Here is a 20756-nt window from a genome sequence, read left to right on the forward strand (position 1 = left end):
CTCCTCCCCCTAGACTCGCTGCATGGCAGCTGTGCTGGAGGCCGTCACCGACCGCGTCCACATCGCGCGCACTCCCCTCGTCAACTGGACGCTGGTGACCGACGGCGCCGGAGTCCTGATCATCGACGCCGGCTTCCCGGGCCACCGCGACGACGTCCTCGACTCGGTACGCCGGCTCGGGTTCGGCATGACCGACGTCCGCGCAATCCTGTTGACCCACGCCCACATCGACCACTTCGGTGCGGCGATCTCCTTCGCCGAGCGCGAGAACGTCCCGGTGTACGCGCACACCGCCGAAGTCGGCCACGCCCGGCGCGATTACGTCGAGCAGGTGTCACCGGTCGACGTCGCCCGCCACGCGTGGCGACCGCGGTGGCTGCGGTGGTCGGCGGACATCACCCGCAAGGGCGGAATGACGCGCGGCGGCATCCCGACCGCACAACGCCTGACCGACGCGATCGCGGCCGGGTTACCGGGTGCGCCGGTGGCCGTCCCCACCCCGGGGCACACCGGCGGGCACTGCTCCTACCTCGTGGACGGTGTGCTCGTCAGCGGGGACGCGCTGGTGACCGGCCATCCGCTGCTGACCGACGTCCGTCCCCAATTGCTTCCCACGCTGTTCAACCACGACCAGGCCGAATGCGTGCGCAGCCTCGGAGTCCTGGGCGCGCTGGACGTCGAGATCCTGGTGCCCGGGCACGGTCCGGTGTGGCGCGGTGCGGTCCGCGCCGCCGCCCAGCAGGCGGTGGCGGCGGCGACTAGGTGAGTATGCGGTAACCGAACAGGAACACCGCCGTCAGGCACAGCCCGCACGCCACCACGATGGTCGGCATCAGGATCGTCTGGTCGAGTTCGTCGGGATCGAGCGCGTCATGCTGCACGGGGCCGAACACCATGCGGGCCAATGCCGTCTCCCGCATCCGGCGGGTCAACCGGCCGAGCACGTGCCGGTCCGCGCGGCGGCCGATGAACGCCCGCAACGCCACCCCCAGCACGGCGATCGCGATCGCTGCGGCCAGGATCAGCCACGCGACCGTCGCCTGCGACACGTTCATGCCAGTGCCTTCACGAACGCCACCGGATACACCTCACCCTCTGCGGGCAGCGGTTCAGCGAGGCGCTGGTATCCGGTCGCCTCGTACAGCGCCTCGGCCTCGGGCTGCCGGTCGCCGGTCGTCAGATAGATCCGGCTGTAGCCACGCGCAGCGATCTCGGATTCCAGCGCGACCAGCAGGGCGCGGGCCAGCCCGCGGCGCCGGTGTCCGCTGTCGGTCCAGATGCGCTTGAGTTCGGCGGTCTCGGCTCCCTCGACAACACCGAAGCGACGAAACGCACCCCCGGTGACGGGGGTGTCGCCGAGCAGGCCGATCAACATGGCGCCGTCCGGCGGGGCGAATTCGGCCCCCGGGTAGCGGCGCAGCCAGGCCAGCACCGCCTCGGTGCGTCCGTCATAGCGGTCGGCGTACTCGACTGCGAGCTCGTTGAGCAGCGGCTCGGCCAGCGGGTCCTGCTGATCCACGGATACGAAGCGCAGGTCGTCGGTCACCGCAACATTGAACACCTCGGGTCCACACGCCTCTTCCGATCAAAACTTGACACCTGTAAAGTTCGCGGACATGGACAACATCCGCGGCAAGACCATCGCCATCACCGGGGCTGCGCGAGGGATCGGCTACGCGACCGCCGAGGCGCTGCTCCGGCGCGGCGCCCGCGTCGTGATCGGCGATCGCGACGTCGCTCTGCAGGAATCCTCGGTCGCCAAGCTGACCAACCTCGGATCGGTGTCGGGCTATCCGCTCGACGTCACCGACCGGGAGTCGTTCGCGTCGTTCCTCGACAAGGCGCGGACGGACGGCGGCGGCCACATCGACGTGCTGATCAACAACGCCGGCGTGATGCCGATCGGTCCGTTCCTCGAGCAGTCCGAACAGTCGATCCGCTCGTCGATCGAGGTGAACCTCTACGGCGTCATCGCCGGGTGCCAGCTGGCACTGCCGGACATGGTCGCCCGCGGCCGCGGCCACGTCATCAACATCGCGTCGCTGTCCGGGCTGATCCCGGTCCCGGGCCAGGTCGTCTACGTCGGCGCCAAGTACGGCGTCGTCGGACTGTCCACCGCGTTGGCCGACGAGATGGCGCCGAAGGGCGTGCAGGTCTCGGTGATCATGCCGCCCTTCACCAACACCGATTTGATCTCCGGCACCAAGTCCAGCGGCGCGCTCAAGCCGGTGGAACCCGAGGACATCGCGGCCGCGGTGGTCAAGACGCTGAACAAGCCGAAGACCCACGTGTCGGTGCCACCGCCGCTGCGCTTCACCGCGCAGGCCGCGCAGCTGCTGCCGCCACGCGGTCGCCGCTGGCTGAACAAGAAGCTCGGCCTGGCCGACGTCTTCCTCGAATTCGACCGCACCAAGCGGCAGGGCTACGAGTCACGCGCGCAGGCTGCGCTGGGCGTCGTGGAGGGCCCCGAGAAGAGCTAGCGCCCGGCAAGCTCAGTCTGACGGGGGCGCGTACACCTGCAGGGTGTTGCCCTCAGAATCCTTGAAGGCCGCGATGCGGCCCCAAGGGTGGTCACTGATCTCTCCGCTGAACGAGACCCCTTGGCCCTTCAGGCGGTTCACCTCGTCCTCGATACCGCCGTCGGGCTGGAAGGTCAGGATGGCGCCCCCGTCGCTGTCGGATCCGGCGTCCTCCCGCGCGTTCAGGCCGACCATCAACCCGTTCGCGTCGAGTTCGGACCACTGGTCGGTCTCCTTCTGCAGCTCCAGTCCGAGCGTGTCGCGATAGAACTCGACTGCACGCTTCATGTCCTTGACCGGCAACCACACGGTCGCGACGCCTGACGCCATCTTCGATACCTCCAGCTGGATGAGTGGGATGTCCGGGAGGTACCCAGCCATGCCGACTCCAGGCGCGATCGGATATGACGAAACTGGGACGTGACCCGTGTGCCGTCAGGGCGCCGAGCGTGCACCCATGGCGGGATTTCGCGGGAAAAGTCGCCGCAGGCTCACACTCGGGGCCGTGGCTGCACACTCACCGCAAGAGCGGGGTCACCCATGCGGTACGCCTCGATCGCGTCGAGGTTGTCGAGCAGCTCGTCGGCGGCGAAGACGTAGTCCAGGCCGTCGGGGCCCGTTCCGACGAGGATCACGTGCCACTCCTCGTCCTCGGTCAGCCAGATCCGCGAAACCGACTCGACGTCGTCGTCGAGCAGTGGGTCCAGCGGATCGACGCCCGATGGTGGGTAGAACCACGTCGCGAGTTCGTCGGTCGAGTTCTCGACGTCGAATTCCCAACCGCGGTCGGTGAGTTCGGCGTCGACGATGGTCAGGTCGGTGTCGACGGGCAGCCAGTCCGGTGCGCGTTTGGCCTGCCGTTTTCGGCGTCGCGCTTTCTTAGCCTCGGTGCGCTTCGACATTCAGCCCAGCGCCCGGTCGAGGTCCGCGATCAGATCCTGCGTGCCTTCCAGGCCGATCGAGATCCGCACGACGCCGTCACCGAGACCGATCGATGCCCGCCCCTCCGGCCCCATCGCCCGGTGCGTGGTGGTGGCGGGGTGGGTGATCAGCGATTTCGCGTCGCCGAGGTTGTTGGAGATGTCGATCAACTCGAGTTTGTCGAGGACCTCGAAGGCCCGCTCCTTGGTGCCGCCCGCGAGTTCGAAGGTGACGACGGTGCCGCCGCCGGACATCTGCCGCTGCGCCAGGTCGTACTGCGGATGGGACTTCAGGAACGGGTACTTCACCCAGCTCACCGAGGAATGCCCCTCCAGGAACTCCGCGACCTGTTGCGCCGACCGGTTGGCGTAGTCGACCCGAACTGCCATCGTCTCCAGCCCCTTGAGCAGCGTCCAGGCGTTGAACGCGCTGATAGCCGGCCCGGTGTGCCGCATCAGCTTCTGCACGGGTCCGTCGATGTACTCCGTCGAGCCGAGGATCGCCCCGCCCAGCACCCGGCCCTGACCGTCGATGTGTTTGGTGCCCGAGTAGACGACCACGTCCACCCCGAGCGGGAAACCCTGCTGTAGCAGCGGGGTGGCGAAGACGTTGTCCAGCACCACCTTTGCGCTCGCAGCGTGCGCGAGCTCGGTCACCGCCGCGATGTCGACGAGCGACTGCATCGGGTTCGACGGCGTCTCGAAGAACACCGCCTGGGTGGGCACCGAGAGGGCCTCCTCCCACTGGGAGAGGTCGTCGCCGTCGACGAAGACGGTCTCAACGCCCCACCGGGGCAGGATTTCGTTGCACACCACAAAGCAGGAGCCGAACAGGCTGCGGGCAGCGACCAGCCGGTCGCCCGCACCGAGCAGCGCGCCCAGCGACGTGAACACCGCCGCCATGCCGGTCGCCGTCGCGAAGCACGCCGGCGCCCCCTCGATCAGCCGCAGCCGCTCCTCGAACATGGAGATGGTCGGGTTGCCGTAGCGCGAGTAGACATATCGGTCGATCTCGCCGGTGAACGCCTTCTCCGCCTCACCCGCGGAGGCGTAGACGTACCCCGAGGTGAGGTACATCGCCTCGGCCGTCTCTTCGAAACCCGAGCGCAGCAGACCGCCGCGGACCCCGATCGTGGCCTGGCTGACGCCGTCGGGGAGTGGGGCGGGGACCCGAACGGACGGCACCGACGGCACGTCCTGCTCGCTCACGACTGCACCCAGGGCAGGCCGACGGCTTTCCAGCCGGTGCGGCCGCGGTGCCGGTGCTCGTCGAGATCGCCCTCGAATCCGTACAGGATGTTGTACGACGGCCCGATCCCGGCGCCGGTGGCCGCCTCGGCGGCGCCGATCGAGCGGTTACCGGACCGGCACAGGAACACCACCGGCCGGTCACCGGGCGTCACCCCCGCGGTCTTGAGATCGTCGACGAATCCCTCGTTACGGGTGCCGTCGGTGCGGTTCCACTCAATGAACACGACCTCACGCGAGAGCGGCCGCAGATCCGGTACGCCCACGAAGCGCCATTCGGCCTCGGTACGACAGTCCACCAGCACGGCGTCCGGGTTCTGGTCGAGTACCTGCCAGGCCTCCTCCGGCGTGATGTCTCCCGCATAGCTCACGGGCGTGAGTGTCCCATACCTAACCGGTACCGGCCGCACAGACCTTCCAGGCCCCGTCCTCGCGCCGGAACGTCGTCTCCACCTCGGTTTTCACGTCCGGCGCGTTGTCGAAGTGGTAGGTGACCGAGCCGGTCGCGCTGTCGCCGTCGACGGTCACCCCGGTCAGCCCGTCGATGAACCGGTCACCCTGCTGCTGGGACGATTCCTCTTGCGCGGCAATGAAATCCGCCTCGTTGCCCTGGTTCTCGCGGCAGGTGTACTCGCGAAAGTCAGCGAAGTCCTTGCGTTGAATGGCGTCGTTCTGGGCGACAGCGGCGCGGCCGATCTGCTGCTCGTCGGTGAGTTCGTCGCCCTCGAAGGCGTTGACCGCCCAAATTCCGATCACGACGATCACGATGACGACCAGAGCGGCCAGAAACGGTGTCGCGGTCGGCCGGTCCTCGGCTTCGGGGCTCACCACAGCCTCCGCAGCGCGGCGCCGACGCGGCGGGCCCGGTCCCGCGCGATGATCACGTCGGGGGCGGTGGCCAGTGACAGCCCCAGCCGGCGCCGCACATCGGTCTCGTCGGGGCGGCCGAACAGGCGCGCGTCGCTCTCCTGGGTGGTCAGCGCCTCTACCAGCGCGGCGCTGACATCGGCTGCCGACGGCTCGCTGACCGGGGCTTCCGCTCCGGCGTAGCGCACCTCGGCCGCGGCCGGGGAGATCATGATGGTGTCGACCGGCAGGCCCAGCACCGCGCGGGCATGCAGTTCGAACTGCGAGAGCCGCTGCGAGCGCAGGGTGACCAGACCGGTGTCCTGCGGCCGGGCGCGCACATCGGAGAAGTACACCTCGTCGCCACGCACCAGCAGTTCCACCGCGAACACCCCCCGCCCACCAAGGGAGTTCACGATGCGTGCGGCGATCGATTTGGCGGCGTCCAGCGCCGCGGGCGTCATCTGCTGGGGCTGCCAGGATTCGAGCGCGTCGCCGTCGCCCTGCCGGTGCCCGATCGGTTCGCAGAAAGTCAGCGACGGACCGGTCGGACCGGTGGTGCGCACGGTCAGCAGGGTCACCTCGAAATCGACGTCCACCACGGTCTCGGCGATCACCCGGTTGTGGGTGATCCGCCCCGCGGCGATGGCGCGCCGCCAGGCCGGTTCGACGTCGTCGTCACGCAGCAACACCGACTGACCGTCGCCGGGCGCCGAGGTGATCGGTTTGACCACCAGGGGGTAACCCGCATGCGCGGCCACGGCCGCCAGTTCTTCGACCGACCCGGCGAACCAGAAGGGCGCCGTCGGCAGCCCGAGTTCGTCGGAGGCCAGCCGGCGCAGGCCTTCGCGATCCTGACCGAGACGGGCGCTGCGGGGTGTGGGGAACACCTCGACGTCATCACGCTCTGCCACCGCGATCAACGCGTCGGCGGCGATGAGGTTCGACTCCACCACCACGTACCGAGGTTGCTCGCGGTCGATGACCGCGGCCAGTTCCTCCGCGTCGGTCATCGTCGCAACGGCGAACCGGTCGGCGACGCCGTGCGCGGGCGCATCGGCGTAGTGGTCGACGGTCACCACGACCGTCCCGAGCCGCTGGAACGCCAGCGCTAGCTCACGACTCAGTTCACCCGCGCCCAGGAGCAGCACCGTGCTGCGCCGGTCGGCCGACGGCTCCAGCGAGGGGTCCGTGTCAGGCTCGTCGCCTGGGGTTGGTTCGGTCATCCTCGCCAGCCTGCCAGATCGTCCGACCGGTGCGGCAGATGTGTCGGTGACGTGCCAGGACGTGCCGGGCCGGATTCAGTCGCCCAGGTCCGCCCGGAACGCGGCCATCGCATCGAGCAGCACGACGAACGTGCTGTGCGCGACGGCGAGGTCGGCGTCGGGCAACCCCGCCATCGCCCGGGAGGTGTGTTCGGCGAGCGGGGCGAAGAACTGGCCCGCCAGGCCCATGCCGTGCTCGGCGAGCCGCAGCAGGACCTTGCGCCGGTCGGTGGGATCGGATTCCCGGCGCAGGTGGCCAGAGGCGATCATCCGCTCGACGAGGTAGGTGATCGCCGCCCCCGACATGCCCATCTGCCTGCGCAGCTCCCCTGCGGTGAGCGGCCGGCCCGCGGTGTCGGCGACCGTGATGTGCAGGAGCGCGCGGAAATCGTTGGCGGTGAGCGCATGCTGGGCGGCGAAGACACGTCCGATGTGTTCGGACTCGGCCGCCAGCGCCCGCATGTCCGCAGCGATCTGCGCTTCGAGGGCGGCACGGTCGGCGTCAGCCACTCCGTGAGGATAGTTCGGCTAGATGTTAAGTTTCTGAAATATCGGGAATAGGGGGTTCCATGGCAGGTCGTTTCTCCTGGATCGTGGCGCTGTTGGTGGTCCTCGTCGGCGGTGGCCTGATCGGGGTGCTCGGCGGCGGCGATTCCGCATCCCAGTCCCCGGTGTCGGTTCCGGCCTCCGCCGAGTCCGCACAGGTCAACGAGCTCCGCGCGAAGTTCCCCGGCGGCGATCAGGCACCCGCGATCCTCGTCGTCACCCGCTCCGACGGCGCCGCGCTGTCGCCGGCCGACATCGCCGCGACCGATCAGGCGCGGCAGCGGATGCTGTCCGCCGCCGGCGAGGCGCCCGCAGGCCCGCCGGTGCGTGTATCCGAGGACGGACAGGCCGCGCTCGCGGTCGTCCCACTGGACGCCGGACTGTCCGGTTTCGCGCTCACCGACGCCGTCGAGCAGGTGCGTGGGGCCGCCACCGACGGTCTGCCCGCGGCTCTGCGCGCGGAGGTGACCGGTGGCCCGGCGTTCGGCGCGGACATCGCCAACGCGTTCTCCGGAGCGAACTTCCTGCTGCTGGCGGTGACGGCGGCCGTCGTCGCGCTGCTGCTCATCGTCACCTACCGCTCCCCGGTGCTGTTTCTGGTGCCGCTGGCGGTGATCGGCTTCGCCGACCGGGTGGCCGCCGTCGTCGGTACCGCCGTGTCCGAAGCGGTGGGCCAGACCCCGGACGGGTCGACGTCCGGGATCACCAGCGTGCTGGTCTTCGGCGCGGGTACCAACTACGCGCTGCTGCTGATCTCCCGGTACCGAGAGGAACTCGGCCGTGATCCGGACCACCGCAACGCCCTCGGCGTCGCGGTCCGCGCCGCGGGCCCGGCCATCCTGGCCAGCAATGCCACCGTGGTGCTCGCGCTGCTGACGCTGGTGTTCGCGTCCTCGCCGAGCACGCGCAGCCTCGGTGTGCAGGCCGCCTCGGGACTGGTGGTCGCCGCGATCTTCGTGCTGCTGGTCCTGCCGCCGCTGCTGGCGGTGTTCGGCCGGAAGCTGTTCTGGCCGTTCATCCCGAAGGTCGGCGCCACCCCGCTGACCGAGGGCGGGGTCTGGCACCGGATCGCCGATTCCGTCGCCCGCCGCCCCGTGCGGGTGGCCGTGGTGTCGATCGGGGGGCTGGCCCTGCTGTGCACGGGGCTGCTGAGCACGCCGATCGGGCTGACGCAGACCGAACAATTCCGGGTGCAGGCCGAATCGGTCGGCGGTTACGAGAGGCTCGCCGCGCACTTCCCCAGCGGTCTGACCGATCCGGCGCGCGTCATCGGCGCCACCGACCGCGCCGCGGACATCCAGCGCGTGGTCAGCGAGACGCCGGGAGTGGTGTCCGTGCAGCCCGCGGGGACCAGCGGCGACGGTCTGACGCAGTGGCAGGTGGTGCTGGCCGCCGAACCCGCCTCCGACGAGGCTTTCGCGACCGTCGACGCGCTGCGCGACGCGGTCCACAGCGTCGACCAGTCCTCGCTGGTCGGCGGATCGGACGCCCAAGCCCGCGACATCAGCTCGGCTGCCGGCCACGACCGCCTGGTGGTGATCCCCGCGATCCTGGCCGTCGTGCTGATCGTGCTCTACGTCCTGTTGCGCTCGGCGCTGGCGCCGCTGATCCTGGTGGGCGTCACGGTGCTCAGCTCAGTGGCCGCGTTGGGGCTGGGCGGCTGGGCCAGCGTGCACATCTTCGGCTTCCCGGCGCTCGACGACTCCACGCCGCTGTTCGCGTTCCTGTTCCTCGTCGCCCTCGGCGTGGACTACACGATCTTCCTGGTCACCCGTGCCCGCGAGGAGACCCCCGAGTACGGCACCCGCCAGGGCATCGTGCGCGCGGTGTCGGCGACCGGCGCGGTGATCACCAGCGCGGGCATCGTGCTGGCGGCGGTGTTCTGTGTGCTCGGGGTGTTGCCGCTGATCGTGCTCACCCAGCTCGGCATCATCGTCGGCCTGGGCATCCTGCTGGACACCTTCCTGGTCCGCACGGTCATCATCCCGGCCTTGTTCACGATCATCGGGCCGCGAATCTGGTGGCCGGCGTTGCACGCCGAGCGCTGAACGCCTAACCGCCGGCGGGGCCGCCCGCCACCACGACGACCTCGGCGTCGTCGTCACCCACCTGACGGAGCTTGTGCGGCACCGACGCGTCGAAGTACGCACAGTCGCCGGTCTCGAGCCGCACGGTCCGGCCCTCGTGATTCAACTCGACCGCACCGGCATGGACGAACAGGAACTCCTGACCGGGGTGCGACGGGTGCGGATGAGTGGCGAAGCTGCGGCCCGGCCGAACGACGAACGGCGACATCACCTTTCCCAGCATCCGCGTGGCGACCGCGTGATGACGTTCGGCCCCGCGCTCCGTGGCCCGCTCGACGGTCAGCGCGCTGACCTCCGGATCGTCGGAGAACAGTTGCGCCACATCAACTTCGAGGGCGCGGGCGATTTTCAGTGCGGCGGCGATGGACGGCACGCTCTGGCCGCGTTCGACCTTCGACAGATAGCTCTTGGTCAGCCCGGTACCCGCCGCGAGACCGTCGAGCGTCATTCCGCGCTCACGGCGCACCGCACGTAACAGCCCACTCACGACCTCGACAATACCCGATTGACGATATGACACTTTGTGTCCTATCGTCTTTCTTGTGTCATTGAGTCGGGATCGAGAGGAGATCTGATGACCAGCACCCTGAACGATTCGAAGAGCGATCTGATGCAGAAGTCGCTCGACGGGCTGAACCGCCATATCGCGGATCCCGGCCTGACGGTCCGGCAGAAGGTGGCCCTCACGTGCCGCGCCCTGTTCGACGCCGGTCACGACTCCGGGCTCGCCGGCCAGATCACCGCCCGCGCCGAGACCCCCGGCACGTACTACACCCAACGCCTCGGCCTCGGGTTCGACGAGATCACCGCCGGCAACCTGCTGCTCGTCGACGAAGACCTCAACGTGCTGGAAGGCGACGGAATGGCCAACCCCGCCAACCGTTTCCACTCCTGGATCTACCGGTCCCGGCCAGACGTCACCTGCATCGTCCACACCCACCCGTTCCACGTCGCGGCGTTGTCGATGCTCGAGGTGCCGCTCATGGTGTCCCAGATGGATATCGCCCCGCTCTACGACGACTGCGCGTTCCTGCCCGACTGGCCGGGGGTCCCCGTGGGCAACGAGGAAGGCGAGATCATCTCCGCCGCATTGGGTGACAAGAAGGCGATCCTCCTCGCCCACCACGGACATGTCGTCGCCGGAGCCGGCGTGGAGGAGGCCTGCTCGTTGGCGATGCTCATCGAACGCGGCGCGAAACTGCAACTGGCCGCGATGGCGGCCGGGACCGTCGCCCCGTTGCCCGACCGGCTGGCCCGGGAAGCGCACGACTGGACGCTCACGCCGAAACGCAGCGTCGCCAACTTCGCCTACTACGCGCGCCGCGCGCTGCGCCGCCACCCTGACGCCCTCGACCACTGATCCGGACCGGAAAGGACCCCCATGAACGAGCTCCAGGGCATCATCGCCTACCCGATCACCCCGTTCACCGCCGACGGCGCCGACGTCGACACCGGCACGCTGGCTGCCCTGGTCGAGCGACTCGTCGCCGGCGGTGCGCATGCCATCGCCCCGCTGGGCAGCACAGGGGAATCGGCGTACCTCACCGAGAACGAGTTCGACACTGTCGTCGACATCACCGTCGGCGTGGTGGGCGGCCGTGTACCCGTCGTCGTCGGGGCGTCGGATCTGACCACCGCCAACACCATTCGGCGCGCACAGCACGCACAGCGCGCCGGGGCCGACGCGCTGATGATCCTGCCGGTCTCGTACTGGAAGCTGACCGACCGCGAGATCGCCCAGCACTACGCACGGGTGGCCGCGGCGGTCGACCTGCCGATCATGGCCTACAACAACCCTTCGACCAGCGGCATCGACATGTCTCCGGAGCTGCTGGTGCAGATGTTCACCGACATCGACAACGTGGCGATGGTCAAGGAGTCGACCGGCGATCTCTCGCGAATGCAGCGCATCAAGGAACTATCCGGCGGGGCGCTGCCCTTCTACAACGGCAGCAATCCACTGGTCCTGGACGCACTGTTCGAAGGCGCGGCAGGCTGGTGCACCGCGGCCCCCAATCTGAGGCCGCAGCCCTGCCTGGATCTGTACACCGCCGCTCGGGACGGGAATCGACCACTCGCACAGCAGATCTACGACGACCTCGCGCCGCTGCTTCGCTTCATCGTCGCCGGCGGTCTACCCACCACCGTGAAAGCGGGTCTCGCGCTGCTCGGCCAGGTGGCCGGCGACCCGCGGGCGCCGCTACTGCCGCTCGACGCCGACGGCTGCACCAAACTGCAGTCGATGCTGACAGGCGCCTGACCCATGACCGCCCAGTGCCCTTTCAGCGGATTGACCACGGCAGCAGGAACTCCCGTCGTCGACAACCAGAACAGCATGACCGCCGGACCCCGCGGACCGATGCTGCTGCAGGACGTGTGGTTCCTGGAGAAACTCGCGCATTTCGACCGCGAGGTGATCCCCGAGCGGCGCATGCACGCCAAGGGATCCGGCGCGTACGGGACGTTCACCGTCACGCATGACATCACGCGTTACACGCGGGCGGCCGCCTTCGCCGTGATCGGCAAGCGCACCGACGCCTTCGTCCGGTTCTCCACCGTTGCAGGTGAACGCGGCGCGGCCGACGCGGAACGCGACATTCGCGGGTTCGCGGTCCGGCTCTATACCGAGGAGGGCAACTGGGACCTCGTCGGCAACAACACCCCGGTCTTCTTCCTGCGCGACCCGCTGAAGTTCCCGGACCTCAATCATGCGGTCAAACGCGACCCGCGCACCAATCTGCGCAGTCCGCAAAACAATTGGGACTTCTGGACACTGCTACCCGAGGCGCTGCATCAGGTCACCATCGTGATGAGCGACCGCGGCATCCCGGCCAGCTACCGGCACATGCACGGATTCGGATCGCACACCTTCAGCATGATCAACGCCGCCGGCGAACGGCACTGGGTGAAATTCCACTGGCGCACCCAGCAGGGCATCGAGAACCTCAGCGACGCCCAGGCTCAAGATCTCATCGGACGAGACCGGGAGAGCCATCAGCGTGACCTGTTCACCGCCATCGCCGACGGCGACTTCCCCCGGTGGACCCTGTTCATTCAGGTGATGACCCAGTCGCAGGCCGACACCGCGCACTACCATCCCTTCGACCTGACCAAAGTGTGGCCGAAATCGGAGCACCCGCTGATCGAGGTCGGCGAGCTCGAGCTCAACCGCAATCCGCAGAACTACTTCGCCGAGGTCGAACAGGCGGCGTTCAATCCCGCGAACGTGGTTCCGGGAATCGGCTTTTCGCCAGACAAGATGCTGCAGGGCAGGCTGTTCTCCTACGGCGACACCCAGCGTTACCGGTTGGGCGTCAACCACCACTCGATTCCTGTCAACGCACCGCGGTGCCCGGTGAGCAGCTTCCACCGCGACGGCGCAATGCGCGTCGACGGCAATGCCGGCGCCACCATCGGTTACGAACCCAACAGCGCAGGCGTGTGGGGCGAACAGGGCGGTTACGCCGAACCCCCGCTCGCGGTCGACGGTGCCCCGGACCACTGGAACTTCCGCAAGGACGACGACAACTACTTCGAGCAGCCGGGCAACCTCTTCCGGCTGATGAGCCGCACTCAGCAACAGACCCTGTTCGACAACACCGCCCGCGCGATCGCGGGCGCATCCTCCGACGTCAAACGCCGCCACATCGAGAACTGCACACGTGCCGATCCCGCCTACGGAGCCGGCGTCGCTGCCGCCATCACCGCATCCGCCCATCCCGAACAGGAGTGACATGACCCCCACCATCCCCGGATACACCTACGACGATCCGGCCGCCGACCCGTCCCCGGTGAGCCTCGAGGACCTGGCCGAACTCGAGGCCAGCGTGCTGTTCGGCCCCGAGGACCAGGCGGCGATGCGCACCGCCGGAAGCATCCTCGCCCCACAGATCGAGGACATCCTCGACGTCTGGTACGGCTTCGTCGGCGCGCACCCGCACCTGGTCGCGTACTTCTCCACCCCGGCGGGCGACCCGCTGCCCGACTACCTGGCGCGGGTGCGCGCCCGGTTCGCGCAGTGGATTCTCGACACCTGCAACCGGCCCTACGATGCCCAGTGGCTGGCGTACCAGCAGGAGATCGCGTTGCGTCACACCGCACTGAAGAAGAACCGGACCGACCACGCCGAGTCGGTACCGCTGATCCCGTTGCGCCACCTCATCGCGTTCATCTACCCGATCACGGCAACGGTGCGACCGTTCCTGGCCGTGGGCGGCCGGTCCGACGACGAGGTCGACGCTATGTACCAGGCCTGGTGCAAGGCCGTCACCCTGCAGGTGGCCCTGTGGTCGCAGCCCTACGCCGGCGCGGCGTGGTGACCGGAAAGCCGGAGTTCGGCTGAAACCGGGCACCATCGCCTTCGCCCGCGCGTTGACCCGTCATGACGCAGGCACCGCCTCAGCCACCACTACACATGCGCCGCGACGGCTTCGACCCGGCCGCGGAACTGCGCGAGATCCGGGAGACGTCCGGCGTGCGCGTCGCCAAGAACGCGTTCGGTATGGACATCTACCTAGTGACCCGCCACGACGACGTCAAAGCCGTGCTCAGCGACCACGAGCGGTTCTCCAACACCCGGCCGCCCGGCTTCGTCGGCGCGGGCGCACCGGTCTCGGACGCCGAACAAGCCCGGGCGCAGGCCGGCAATTTGCTGGCCAACGACCCGCCTGAGCACCAGCGGCTGCGCCGCATGCTCACCCCCGCCTTCACACAGCGCCGTATCAAGGCGCTCGAACCACGTATCGAGGCGATCGTCACCGAGCACCTCGACGCGATGGCCGCCGCCGGCCCGCCGGCCGATCTCGTCGAGAGTTTCGCGCTGCCGATTCCGTCGCTGGTCATCTGCGAGCTGCTCGGCGTGCCCTACGCCGACCGCGAGGACTTCCAACGCCGCAGCGCCCGCCAACTCGACCTGTCGCTGCCCATCCCGGAGCGCCTGGAGGTGGCCCGGCAGGCCCGCGCCTACATGGGCTCGCTGGTGACCCGCGCCCGCCGCGCGCCCGGAGACGACATCCTCGGAATGCTGGTGCGCGACCACGGCCCCGAGCTCACCGACGACGAGCTGATCGGCATCGCGGGCCTTCTGCTGCTCGCCGGCCACGAGACCACGTCGAACATGCTCAGCCTCGGCACCCTGGCGCTGCTGCGCCACCCCGACCAATTCGCCGCCGTCCGCGACGATCCCACAGCCGTCGCGCCGGCCGTCGAGGAGCTGCTGCGGTGGTTGTCCATCGTGCACAGCGGGATCCCGCGCATCACCACCACCGACGTCGAGATCGCCGGCGTCGCGATCCCGGCCGGTGAGCTCGTGTTCGTGTCCCTGCCGTCGGCCAACCGCGATCCGGCCTTCACCGATGCGCCCGAGGTCCTCGACATCGGCCGCGGAGCGCCCGGTCACCTGGCATTCGGTCACGGGGTGCACCACTGCCTCGGGGCTCCGCTGGCCCGGCTGGAGATGCGGATCGCGCTGCCAGCGCTGCTGCGCCGGTTCCCGGATCTGCAGTTGGCCGAGCCGTTCGACGGGGTGCAGTTCCGCTCCTTCCACTTCATCTACGGGCTACGGTCACTCGCGGTGAGGTGGTGACCATGCGCATCGAAGTGGACCGGGACGCCTGCATCAGTGCGGGCAACTGCACGATGTCGGCGCCCGAGGTGTTCGACCAGGACGACGACGGCATCGTCGAACTGCTCGCCGATCCGGTGCCGGAGGCCGAGGAGGACCGCACGCGGGAAGCGGTCAGGCTGTGTCCGGTGTCGGCGCTGCGGATCGCCGGTCCCTGAAGCGTCCACCCGCTCGGCCCTGAACGATCAGGAACGCGCTGACCAGCAGCACCCAGGCCGGGAAGGCCAGCGTGAGCCACATGCTGACCTCCGCGGCCGCCATGAGCGGGAGCGCGAGCGCGTAGGTGGTCATCACCAGGGCCCGCGGCATCAGTCCGGTGCGCAGCCAGATCGTCGCCAGCGAGATCATGAACACCGCGGCCATCCGCAGGGCGTAGGTCTTCGACAGCGTCACCAGCACCGTCTGTCCGAACAGCGCAACCTCGGCGCGGATCGGCGATTCGGCCAGATGCCCACCGGTGGCCTCGAGACCCGCCCCGATCCCGGCGACGGTGAACATCATCGCCAGGAACAGCAGACCGCTGCCGAGGAACACCGTCGCGAAGAAACGGTCCTCGAGGTCGCCGAACCCGTCGCGGATGACGCCGATGAACCACAGGAACGCGATGGCGGCGAACGGCATCAGAATCGCGGCGATGCGCATGTGGTGGTTCTCGCCGTTCAGCCATTGTGAGCCCGGTTCGGCGCCCTCAGGCAGCGCCGACCGGATCAGCGTCAGTGCCGCGCCGAACAGCAACGCGAACACCACGCCCGCGAACGCCGCGGCCCGCGGTGTGGACAGGCGGCGCAGATGACGGTCGACCACGCGGTCATGGTCGCACGGGAACCGCGCTCAGGGCTGATGCGGCAGCAGCCGGATCATCAGCCCGTTCGCCTCGGCCAGCAGATTGTCCTCCGCGTCGCGCAGTTCGGCGTTGACGAACGCCTTGCGGCCCTCCGCCTCCCGGACCCACCCACGGATGGTCAACTCCTTGTCGATCGGCGTGACCTTACGGTAGTCGACGTGCAGGAAGGCGGTGCGGCTGATCGGCCTGCCGGCGGCATGGATCACCATGCCGAACGTGGAGTCGAACATCAGCGGCAGCACCCCGCCGTGCACCGCGTAATTGCCGCCCACGTGGTACCGGCTGAACTGCACGGTCAGCTCCACGCCCTCGGCGTCGAACTTTCGCACCTGATAGGGCGGCATCAGCAGGCTGCCCGCGCCGGGCAGGGACGGCACCCGATTGGCCGGGCCGACACCTTCGGGGGCCTCGAACGGATCGAGCACACCGACGAGTTGCTCGGCCAGATCGGCCGCGCGGTCCCAGGTGTCGCGGTCCGGGTCGGCCGACACGGCCAGGTCCTGCGCCCGGCGCATCGCGGCGAGGAAGCGGGCGAAGCCCGGACCGGGGTCGGCCGGTTCGAAGACCGGGAAGCCGCCGTGCTGTTCGAAGACCGACTCCGGCTGGTCCGCAGTCACCTCGGCGCCAGGATGTCGCGGCGCACGATGGTCTGCTCCCGCCCCGGACCCACTCCGATGCACGAAACATGTGCTCCGGCAAGCTCTTCGAGTCGCAGCACGTAGTCCCGGGCCCGGGCCGGCAAGTCGTCGAATTCGCGGGCGGCGGAGATGTCCTCCCACCAGCCCGGCATTTCCTCGTAGATCGGTTCGGCCAGCGCGATGTCGCTCTGGGTCATCGGCATGTCGTCGGTGCGCTTGCCGTTGACCCGGTAACCCACACACACCGGGACCGTCTCCAGGCTGGACAGCACGTCGAGCTTGGTCAGGAAGTAGTCGGTGATGCCGTTGACGCGCGTCGCGTAACGCGCGATCACCGCGTCGAACCAGCCGCAGCGCCGCGCCCGGCCCGTCGTCACGCCGACCTCGCCACCGGTCTTCGCCAGGTATGCGCCGTTGTCGTCGAACAGTTCAGTGGGGAACGGACCGGAGCCGACGCGGGTGGTGTAGGCCTTGAGGATCCCCAGCACGGTGGTGATGCGCGTCGGCCCGATCCCCGAGCCGACAGCCGCGCCGCCCGCGGTCGGATTCGACGACGTGACGAACGGATACGTGCCGTGGTCGACGTCGAGCAGCGTGCCCTGCGACCCCTCCAGCAGCACCGTCTCACCCTGTTCGAGCGCTTGGTTGAGCAGGAGCCGCGCGTCGGCGATCCGGTGCTTGAAGCCCTCGGCCTGCTCGAGCAGGTTGTCGACCACCTCGGCGGCGTCCAGCGCCTTGCGGTTGTAGATCTTGACCAGCACCTGGTTCTTGAAGTCGAGTGCCGCCTCGATCTTCTCGGCCAGTTGCACGGGGTCCAGCACGTCGGCGACGCGGATGCCGATGCGGGCGATCTTGTCCTGATAGCAGGGGCCGATGCCGCGGCCGGTGGTGCCGATCTTCTTGCTGCCCGCCCAGCGCTCCACGACCTTGTCGATCGCGACGTGGTAGGGCATCAGCAGGTGGGCGTCGGCCGAGATCAGCAGTCTGCTGGTGTCGACGTTGCGCTTCTCCAGGCCCGCGAGCTCGGTCAGCAGCACCCCGGGGTCGACGACCACGCCGTTGCCGATGACGTTGGTGACGCCGGGGGTGAGGATCCCCGACGGGATCAGGTGCAGGGCGAAGTTCTCGCCGTTGGGGAGGACGACGGTGTGCCCGGCGTTGTTACCGCCCTGATAGCGCACGACCCACTGCACGCGGCCACCGAGCAGATCGGTGGCCTTTCCTTTGCCCTCGTCACCCCACTGGGCGCCGATGAGCACGATTGCCGGCATGCGTAGTCTCTCCCGCTGTCTCCCGAAGCATTCTGCCTCGAACGTATGGCAGCCGGTGACACACCTTATCCCAGCAGGTCGCGAGGAGTTGTCTTGAGTGCGGGTTCTGGTGCCAGAACGGTGCTGGTGCTGCGGTTCGGCGGCCGGCCCGAGGTCCGTGCGCTCGCCGCGTTCGACACGGTCGACGTGTCGGGTGTTGAGGACATCGACACGGCGTCGGCATCGGCAGATCGCCTGGTCGTGCTGGGGTCGGACGCGGATCTCGCGTCGGTGCTGACCCGGCTGATGCGCACCGAACGCCTGGACGTCGAGCTGGCGCATGCGCGGGGCTGGCGCGGGACGCGCCGGGCCGTGACCGCGCCCGCCCGCCGGGTGCCGCTGATCCGCGACGACGCCGGGCAGACGGTGGTCGGCGCCGCCGAATGGCGCGGCGGACCCGACACCGCGACGTTGACCGGCGAAGCGATCGTCGACGACGCACTGCTGTTCAGCGGCGACGTCGCCGGCGTCCGGATCGAACCCACCGATCAGATGCCGGGCCTGCGAGCGGCGGTGCTGTCGGCGCGGGGCAGGCCGGGACGCTGGCTGACCGGCCGGGCCGCGCAGCTGGGCACCGTGGGGGCGGTCGTCGTGCGCGACGGCGTGCCGGGGCAGCGTGCGGTGAAGCGATCGACGTTCTACCGGCACACCGAGGGCTGGCTGCGGGTCGGCTAGCAGCAGGAACGCCCGGTGGCGTCGGAAAAGTGAGTATCCGCCCGCTGCGCCGGTCGGTGCGGCCGAGTCCGGTCTTCCTGGCGGTCGTGGCGATCACCGCCCTCGGCGGCGTCCTGGCCTGGGTCGCCGCCGACACCGTCCGGCCGCTGGCCTACGTGGGTGTGTTCATCTTCGTGATCGCCGGCTGGCTGGTGTCGCTCAGCCTGCACGAGTTCGGACACGCCTACACCGCCTGGCGGTTCGGGGACCGGGACGTCGAGATGCGGGGCTACCTCACCCTCAACCCGCTGAAGTACTCCCACCCGCTGCTGTCCCTCGGTCTGCCCGTGCTGTTCATCGCCCTGGGCGGGATCGGCCTGCCCGGCGGAGCGGTGTACCTGCGCACCTCGTGGATGACCGCACGGCAGAAGACCCTGGTCAGCCTCGCCGGACCGGCGGCCAACCTGGTGCTGGCCGTGCTGCTGCTCGGGCTCACCCGTGCGCTCTACGACCCGTCGCACTCGGTGTTCTGGTCGGCGGTCGCCTTCCTGGGCTTCCTCCAGGTGACGGCGCTGGTGCTCAATCTGCTGCCGATCCCCGCGCTGGACGGGTACGGCGCGCTCGAACCCCATCTGCGCCCGGACACCCAGCGCGCGCTGCAGCCCGTCAAACAGTGGGGGTTCTTCATCCTGCTGATCCTGTTGCTCGCGCCCGCCCTCAACCAGTGGTTCTTCGGATTCGTCTACTGCGTCTTCGACCTCTCCGGCGTTCCGAGCGCCATGGTGTCGATCGGCGGTCAGCTCACCCGGTTCTGGTCGGCCTGGCTGTAGCCCTGGGCGCCCGCCCAGCGAGGACCTTGCCTCATATGCGTGTTTGTGCATAGATTGCTCGTATGGGTGCGGGCCACGATCACAGCCACGGACAGGACGTCCGCGTCAGCAGGATGCTGATCGCGGCGGCGATCCTCACCTCGTTCTTCGTCCTCGAACTCACCACGGCCCTGACGATCAACTCGATCGCGCTGCTCGCCGACGCCGGTCACATGCTCACCGACCTCGTCGCGATGTTCATGGGACTGACCGCCGTCCTGCTGGCCCGCAAGGGCAGCGCCTCGCCCGCCCGCACCTACGGCTGGCACCGGGCCGAGGTGTTCACCGCCGTCGGTAATGCGGTGCTGCTGCTCGGCGTCGCGACGTTCATTCTCTACGAGGCGTTCGAACGCCTCGGCGACGCGCCGGACGTCCCCGGGGTGCCGATGATCGTGGTCGCCACGGCGGGCCTGATCGCCAACCTCGTCGTCGTCCTGCTGCTGCGTTCACAGTCCGAGCACAGCCTCGCCGTCAAGGGCGCCTACATGGAGGTCATGGCCGACACCGTCGGCAGCATCGGCGTGCTGATCGCCGGCGTCGTCACCGTGACCACCGCGTGGCCGTACGCCGACGTGGTGGTGGCGGTGCTGGTCGCGCTGTGGGTGCTGCCGCGGGCGTTCTCGCTGGCCCGGGCGGCGCTGCGGATCCTCTCCGAGTCCTCCCCCGCCCACATCGACGTCGACGAACTACGGGCCGCCCTGTGCGCCGTCGACGGGGTCTCAGAGGTCCATGACCTGCACGTGTGGACGCTGGTGCCCGGCAAGGACGTCGTCACCGCCCACCTGACCTCGGCCGCGGACTCCGCCCGGGTACTCGGTGACGCCCGCGCGGTGCTCGCCGCCCGCGGACTCGACCATGCGACCGTTCAGGTCGAACCGCCGAACGGGTCCACCGACTGCAGCAACTGCGACGGGAACGACTGGTAGGTCAGGCCAGGCCGTACTCGGCGGCCGCGGCCGGATCGCAGTCGTCGAGCAGATCCAGGCAGCGCTGATACTCGTCGGTCTCGCCGATGGACCGGGCCGCCTTCGCCAGCGCCGCCACACACCGCAGGAAGCCGCGGTTGGGTTCGTGGCGGAACGGCACCGGCCCGAAGCCCTTCCAGCCGTTGCGGCGCAGCTGGTCGAGCCCGCGGTGGTACCCGGTGCGGGCGTAGGCGTACGCGGTGACGGGTTGTTCGTCGGCCAGCGCCGCCTCGGCGAGTTCGGCCCACGCCACCGACGCGGACGGATGTGCTGCGGCCACGATCGACGGGTTCTCGCCTGCGGCCAGTTCGGCCTCGGCCTCCGGGTCTCCGGGCAGCAGCACCGGCTCCGGTCCGAGGAGGTCACCCATGCGCGTCATGACGCCCATTGTGCCGTGCCCGCCGCGGCGAACGGCCATCGGC

The 20756-nt window shown here is 69.0% G+C and carries 26 protein-coding genes; 12 read left to right on the top strand and 14 right to left on the bottom strand.

Features of this window, described 5'->3' with window-relative positions; translation table 11 throughout:
* Positions 1 to 22 precede the first annotated feature (22 nt).
* On the top strand, positions 23 to 766 hold the full coding sequence (locus tag A5757_RS12425) for an MBL fold metallo-hydrolase (RefSeq protein WP_066833913.1): 744 nt from the start codon (positions 23 to 25) through the stop codon (positions 764 to 766).
* Here A5757_RS12425 and A5757_RS12430 read toward each other — a convergent pair.
* Both A5757_RS12430 and A5757_RS12435 read right to left on the bottom strand, forming a co-directional pair.
* A complete protein-coding gene (locus A5757_RS12430; RefSeq protein ID WP_066833916.1) occupies positions 759 to 1055 on the bottom strand; it encodes a hypothetical protein in 297 nt (98 codons plus the stop codon). The genes A5757_RS12425 and A5757_RS12430 overlap by 8 nt on opposite strands.
* On the bottom strand, positions 1052 to 1546 hold the full coding sequence (locus tag A5757_RS12435) for a GNAT family N-acetyltransferase (RefSeq protein WP_066834046.1): 495 nt from the start codon (positions 1544 to 1546) through the stop codon (positions 1052 to 1054). Before A5757_RS12435 ends, A5757_RS12430 begins: the two co-directional genes overlap by 4 nt.
* 70 nt (positions 1547 to 1616) lie before the next feature.
* Between A5757_RS12435 and A5757_RS12440 the strand changes: the two genes are divergently transcribed.
* Positions 1617 to 2480 (top strand): SDR family oxidoreductase, encoded by an 864-nt coding sequence (locus A5757_RS12440; protein WP_066833920.1) that lies wholly within the window; start codon positions 1617 to 1619, stop codon positions 2478 to 2480.
* A 12-nt stretch (positions 2481 to 2492) separates the two neighbouring features.
* On the opposite strand, the gene A5757_RS12445 is transcribed toward A5757_RS12440, so the two are convergent.
* From A5757_RS12445 to A5757_RS12475, 7 genes are all read right to left on the bottom strand, one after another.
* Positions 2493 to 2900: a VOC family protein gene (locus tag A5757_RS12445; RefSeq protein ID WP_197497329.1), complete on the bottom strand. Its 408-nt coding sequence runs from the start codon at positions 2898 to 2900 to the stop codon at positions 2493 to 2495.
* A gap of 110 nt (positions 2901 to 3010) precedes the next feature.
* A complete protein-coding gene (locus A5757_RS12450) occupies positions 3011 to 3421 on the bottom strand; it encodes a hypothetical protein (protein WP_066833922.1) in 411 nt (136 codons plus the stop codon).
* On the bottom strand, positions 3422 to 4633 hold the full coding sequence (locus A5757_RS12455; protein ID WP_066834058.1) for an O-succinylhomoserine sulfhydrylase: 1212 nt from the start codon (positions 4631 to 4633) through the stop codon (positions 3422 to 3424).
* A gap of 11 nt (positions 4634 to 4644) precedes the next feature.
* The gene (locus tag A5757_RS12460; RefSeq protein ID WP_066833925.1) at positions 4645 to 5058 is read right to left on the bottom strand and encodes a rhodanese-like domain-containing protein; all 414 of its coding nucleotides are present in this window, start codon (positions 5056 to 5058) and stop codon (positions 4645 to 4647) included.
* A 19-nt stretch (positions 5059 to 5077) separates the two neighbouring features.
* Positions 5078 to 5518, bottom strand: coding sequence for a lumazine-binding protein (locus A5757_RS12465; RefSeq protein ID WP_156618341.1), 441 nt, complete (start codon positions 5516 to 5518; stop codon positions 5078 to 5080).
* Complete coding sequence (gene purT, locus A5757_RS12470) at positions 5512 to 6759, bottom strand: formate-dependent phosphoribosylglycinamide formyltransferase (protein ID WP_066833928.1); 1248 nt, start codon at positions 6757 to 6759, stop codon at positions 5512 to 5514. The genes A5757_RS12465 and purT overlap by 7 nt, the downstream gene beginning before the upstream one ends.
* 75 nt (positions 6760 to 6834) lie before the next feature.
* Positions 6835 to 7308: a MarR family winged helix-turn-helix transcriptional regulator gene (locus tag A5757_RS12475; protein WP_066833943.1), complete on the bottom strand. Its 474-nt coding sequence runs from the start codon at positions 7306 to 7308 to the stop codon at positions 6835 to 6837.
* Between the two features lie 59 nt (positions 7309 to 7367).
* On the opposite strand from A5757_RS12475, the gene A5757_RS12480 reads away from it, so the two are divergent.
* Complete coding sequence (locus A5757_RS12480) at positions 7368 to 9392, top strand: MMPL family transporter (protein WP_066833946.1); 2025 nt, start codon at positions 7368 to 7370, stop codon at positions 9390 to 9392.
* Between the two features lie 4 nt (positions 9393 to 9396).
* Here A5757_RS12480 and A5757_RS12485 read toward each other — a convergent pair whose 3' ends face one another.
* The gene (locus tag A5757_RS12485; protein WP_066833948.1) at positions 9397 to 9918 is read right to left on the bottom strand and encodes a helix-turn-helix domain-containing protein; all 522 of its coding nucleotides are present in this window, start codon (positions 9916 to 9918) and stop codon (positions 9397 to 9399) included.
* A gap of 87 nt (positions 9919 to 10005) precedes the next feature.
* On the opposite strand from A5757_RS12485, the gene A5757_RS12490 reads away from it, so the two are divergent.
* From A5757_RS12490 to A5757_RS12515, 6 genes are all read left to right on the top strand, one after another.
* Positions 10006 to 10791, top strand: a complete 786-nt coding sequence (locus A5757_RS12490) for an aldolase (protein ID WP_066833950.1) — start codon at positions 10006 to 10008, stop codon at positions 10789 to 10791.
* 21 nt (positions 10792 to 10812) lie between these two features.
* Positions 10813 to 11691, top strand: a complete 879-nt coding sequence (locus A5757_RS12495) for a dihydrodipicolinate synthase family protein (protein ID WP_066833953.1) — start codon at positions 10813 to 10815, stop codon at positions 11689 to 11691.
* Between the two features lie 3 nt (positions 11692 to 11694).
* A complete protein-coding gene (locus tag A5757_RS12500; protein WP_066833957.1) occupies positions 11695 to 13164 on the top strand; it encodes a catalase in 1470 nt (489 codons plus the stop codon).
* A 1-nt stretch (position 13165) separates the two neighbouring features.
* Entirely contained in the window at positions 13166 to 13750 is a 585-nt protein-coding gene (locus tag A5757_RS12505; RefSeq protein ID WP_066833960.1) for a protoglobin domain-containing protein, read from the top strand.
* A 62-nt stretch (positions 13751 to 13812) separates the two neighbouring features.
* Positions 13813 to 15015: a cytochrome P450 gene (locus A5757_RS12510; RefSeq protein WP_066833962.1), complete on the top strand. Its 1203-nt coding sequence runs from the start codon at positions 13813 to 13815 to the stop codon at positions 15013 to 15015.
* Between the two features lie 2 nt (positions 15016 to 15017).
* A complete protein-coding gene (locus tag A5757_RS12515) occupies positions 15018 to 15212 on the top strand; it encodes a ferredoxin (RefSeq protein ID WP_066834075.1) in 195 nt (64 codons plus the stop codon).
* On the opposite strand, the gene A5757_RS12520 is transcribed toward A5757_RS12515, so the two are convergent.
* Genes A5757_RS12520 through A5757_RS12530 form a run of 3 tightly spaced genes read right to left on the bottom strand, consistent with a single transcriptional unit; the run spans position 15169 to position 17807 of the window.
* Positions 15169 to 15858 (bottom strand): hypothetical protein, encoded by a 690-nt coding sequence (locus A5757_RS12520; RefSeq protein ID WP_231983967.1) that lies wholly within the window; start codon positions 15856 to 15858, stop codon positions 15169 to 15171. The genes A5757_RS12515 and A5757_RS12520 overlap by 44 nt on opposite strands.
* A gap of 27 nt (positions 15859 to 15885) precedes the next feature.
* Positions 15886 to 16515: a PaaI family thioesterase gene (locus A5757_RS12525; protein ID WP_066833965.1), complete on the bottom strand. Its 630-nt coding sequence runs from the start codon at positions 16513 to 16515 to the stop codon at positions 15886 to 15888.
* Positions 16512 to 17807 (bottom strand): adenylosuccinate synthase, encoded by a 1296-nt coding sequence (locus tag A5757_RS12530; protein WP_066833968.1) that lies wholly within the window; start codon positions 17805 to 17807, stop codon positions 16512 to 16514. Before A5757_RS12530 ends, A5757_RS12525 begins: the two co-directional genes overlap by 4 nt.
* Before the next feature lie 93 nt (positions 17808 to 17900).
* Between A5757_RS12530 and A5757_RS12535 the strand changes: the two genes are divergently transcribed.
* The 3 genes from A5757_RS12535 (at position 17901) to A5757_RS12545 (ending at position 20295) form a co-directional block, all read left to right on the top strand.
* The gene (locus A5757_RS12535) at positions 17901 to 18521 is read left to right on the top strand and encodes a peptidase M50 (RefSeq protein ID WP_066833971.1); all 621 of its coding nucleotides are present in this window, start codon (positions 17901 to 17903) and stop codon (positions 18519 to 18521) included.
* Between the two features lie 29 nt (positions 18522 to 18550).
* Complete coding sequence (locus A5757_RS12540) at positions 18551 to 19330, top strand: site-2 protease family protein (RefSeq protein ID WP_066833974.1); 780 nt, start codon at positions 18551 to 18553, stop codon at positions 19328 to 19330.
* 62 nt (positions 19331 to 19392) lie between these two features.
* On the top strand, positions 19393 to 20295 hold the full coding sequence (locus tag A5757_RS12545) for a cation diffusion facilitator family transporter (RefSeq protein WP_066833977.1): 903 nt from the start codon (positions 19393 to 19395) through the stop codon (positions 20293 to 20295).
* Between the two features lies 1 nt (position 20296).
* Here A5757_RS12545 and A5757_RS12550 read toward each other — a convergent pair whose 3' ends face one another.
* Complete coding sequence (locus tag A5757_RS12550; RefSeq protein WP_066834077.1) at positions 20297 to 20713, bottom strand: DUF3151 domain-containing protein; 417 nt, start codon at positions 20711 to 20713, stop codon at positions 20297 to 20299.
* Between the last annotated feature and the right edge of the window lie 43 nt (positions 20714 to 20756).

Origin of the sequence: Mycobacterium sp. 852013-51886_SCH5428379, from assembly GCF_001665575.1 — a bacterium.
Taxonomy (GTDB): Bacteria; Actinomycetota; Actinomycetes; order Mycobacteriales; family Mycobacteriaceae; genus Mycobacterium.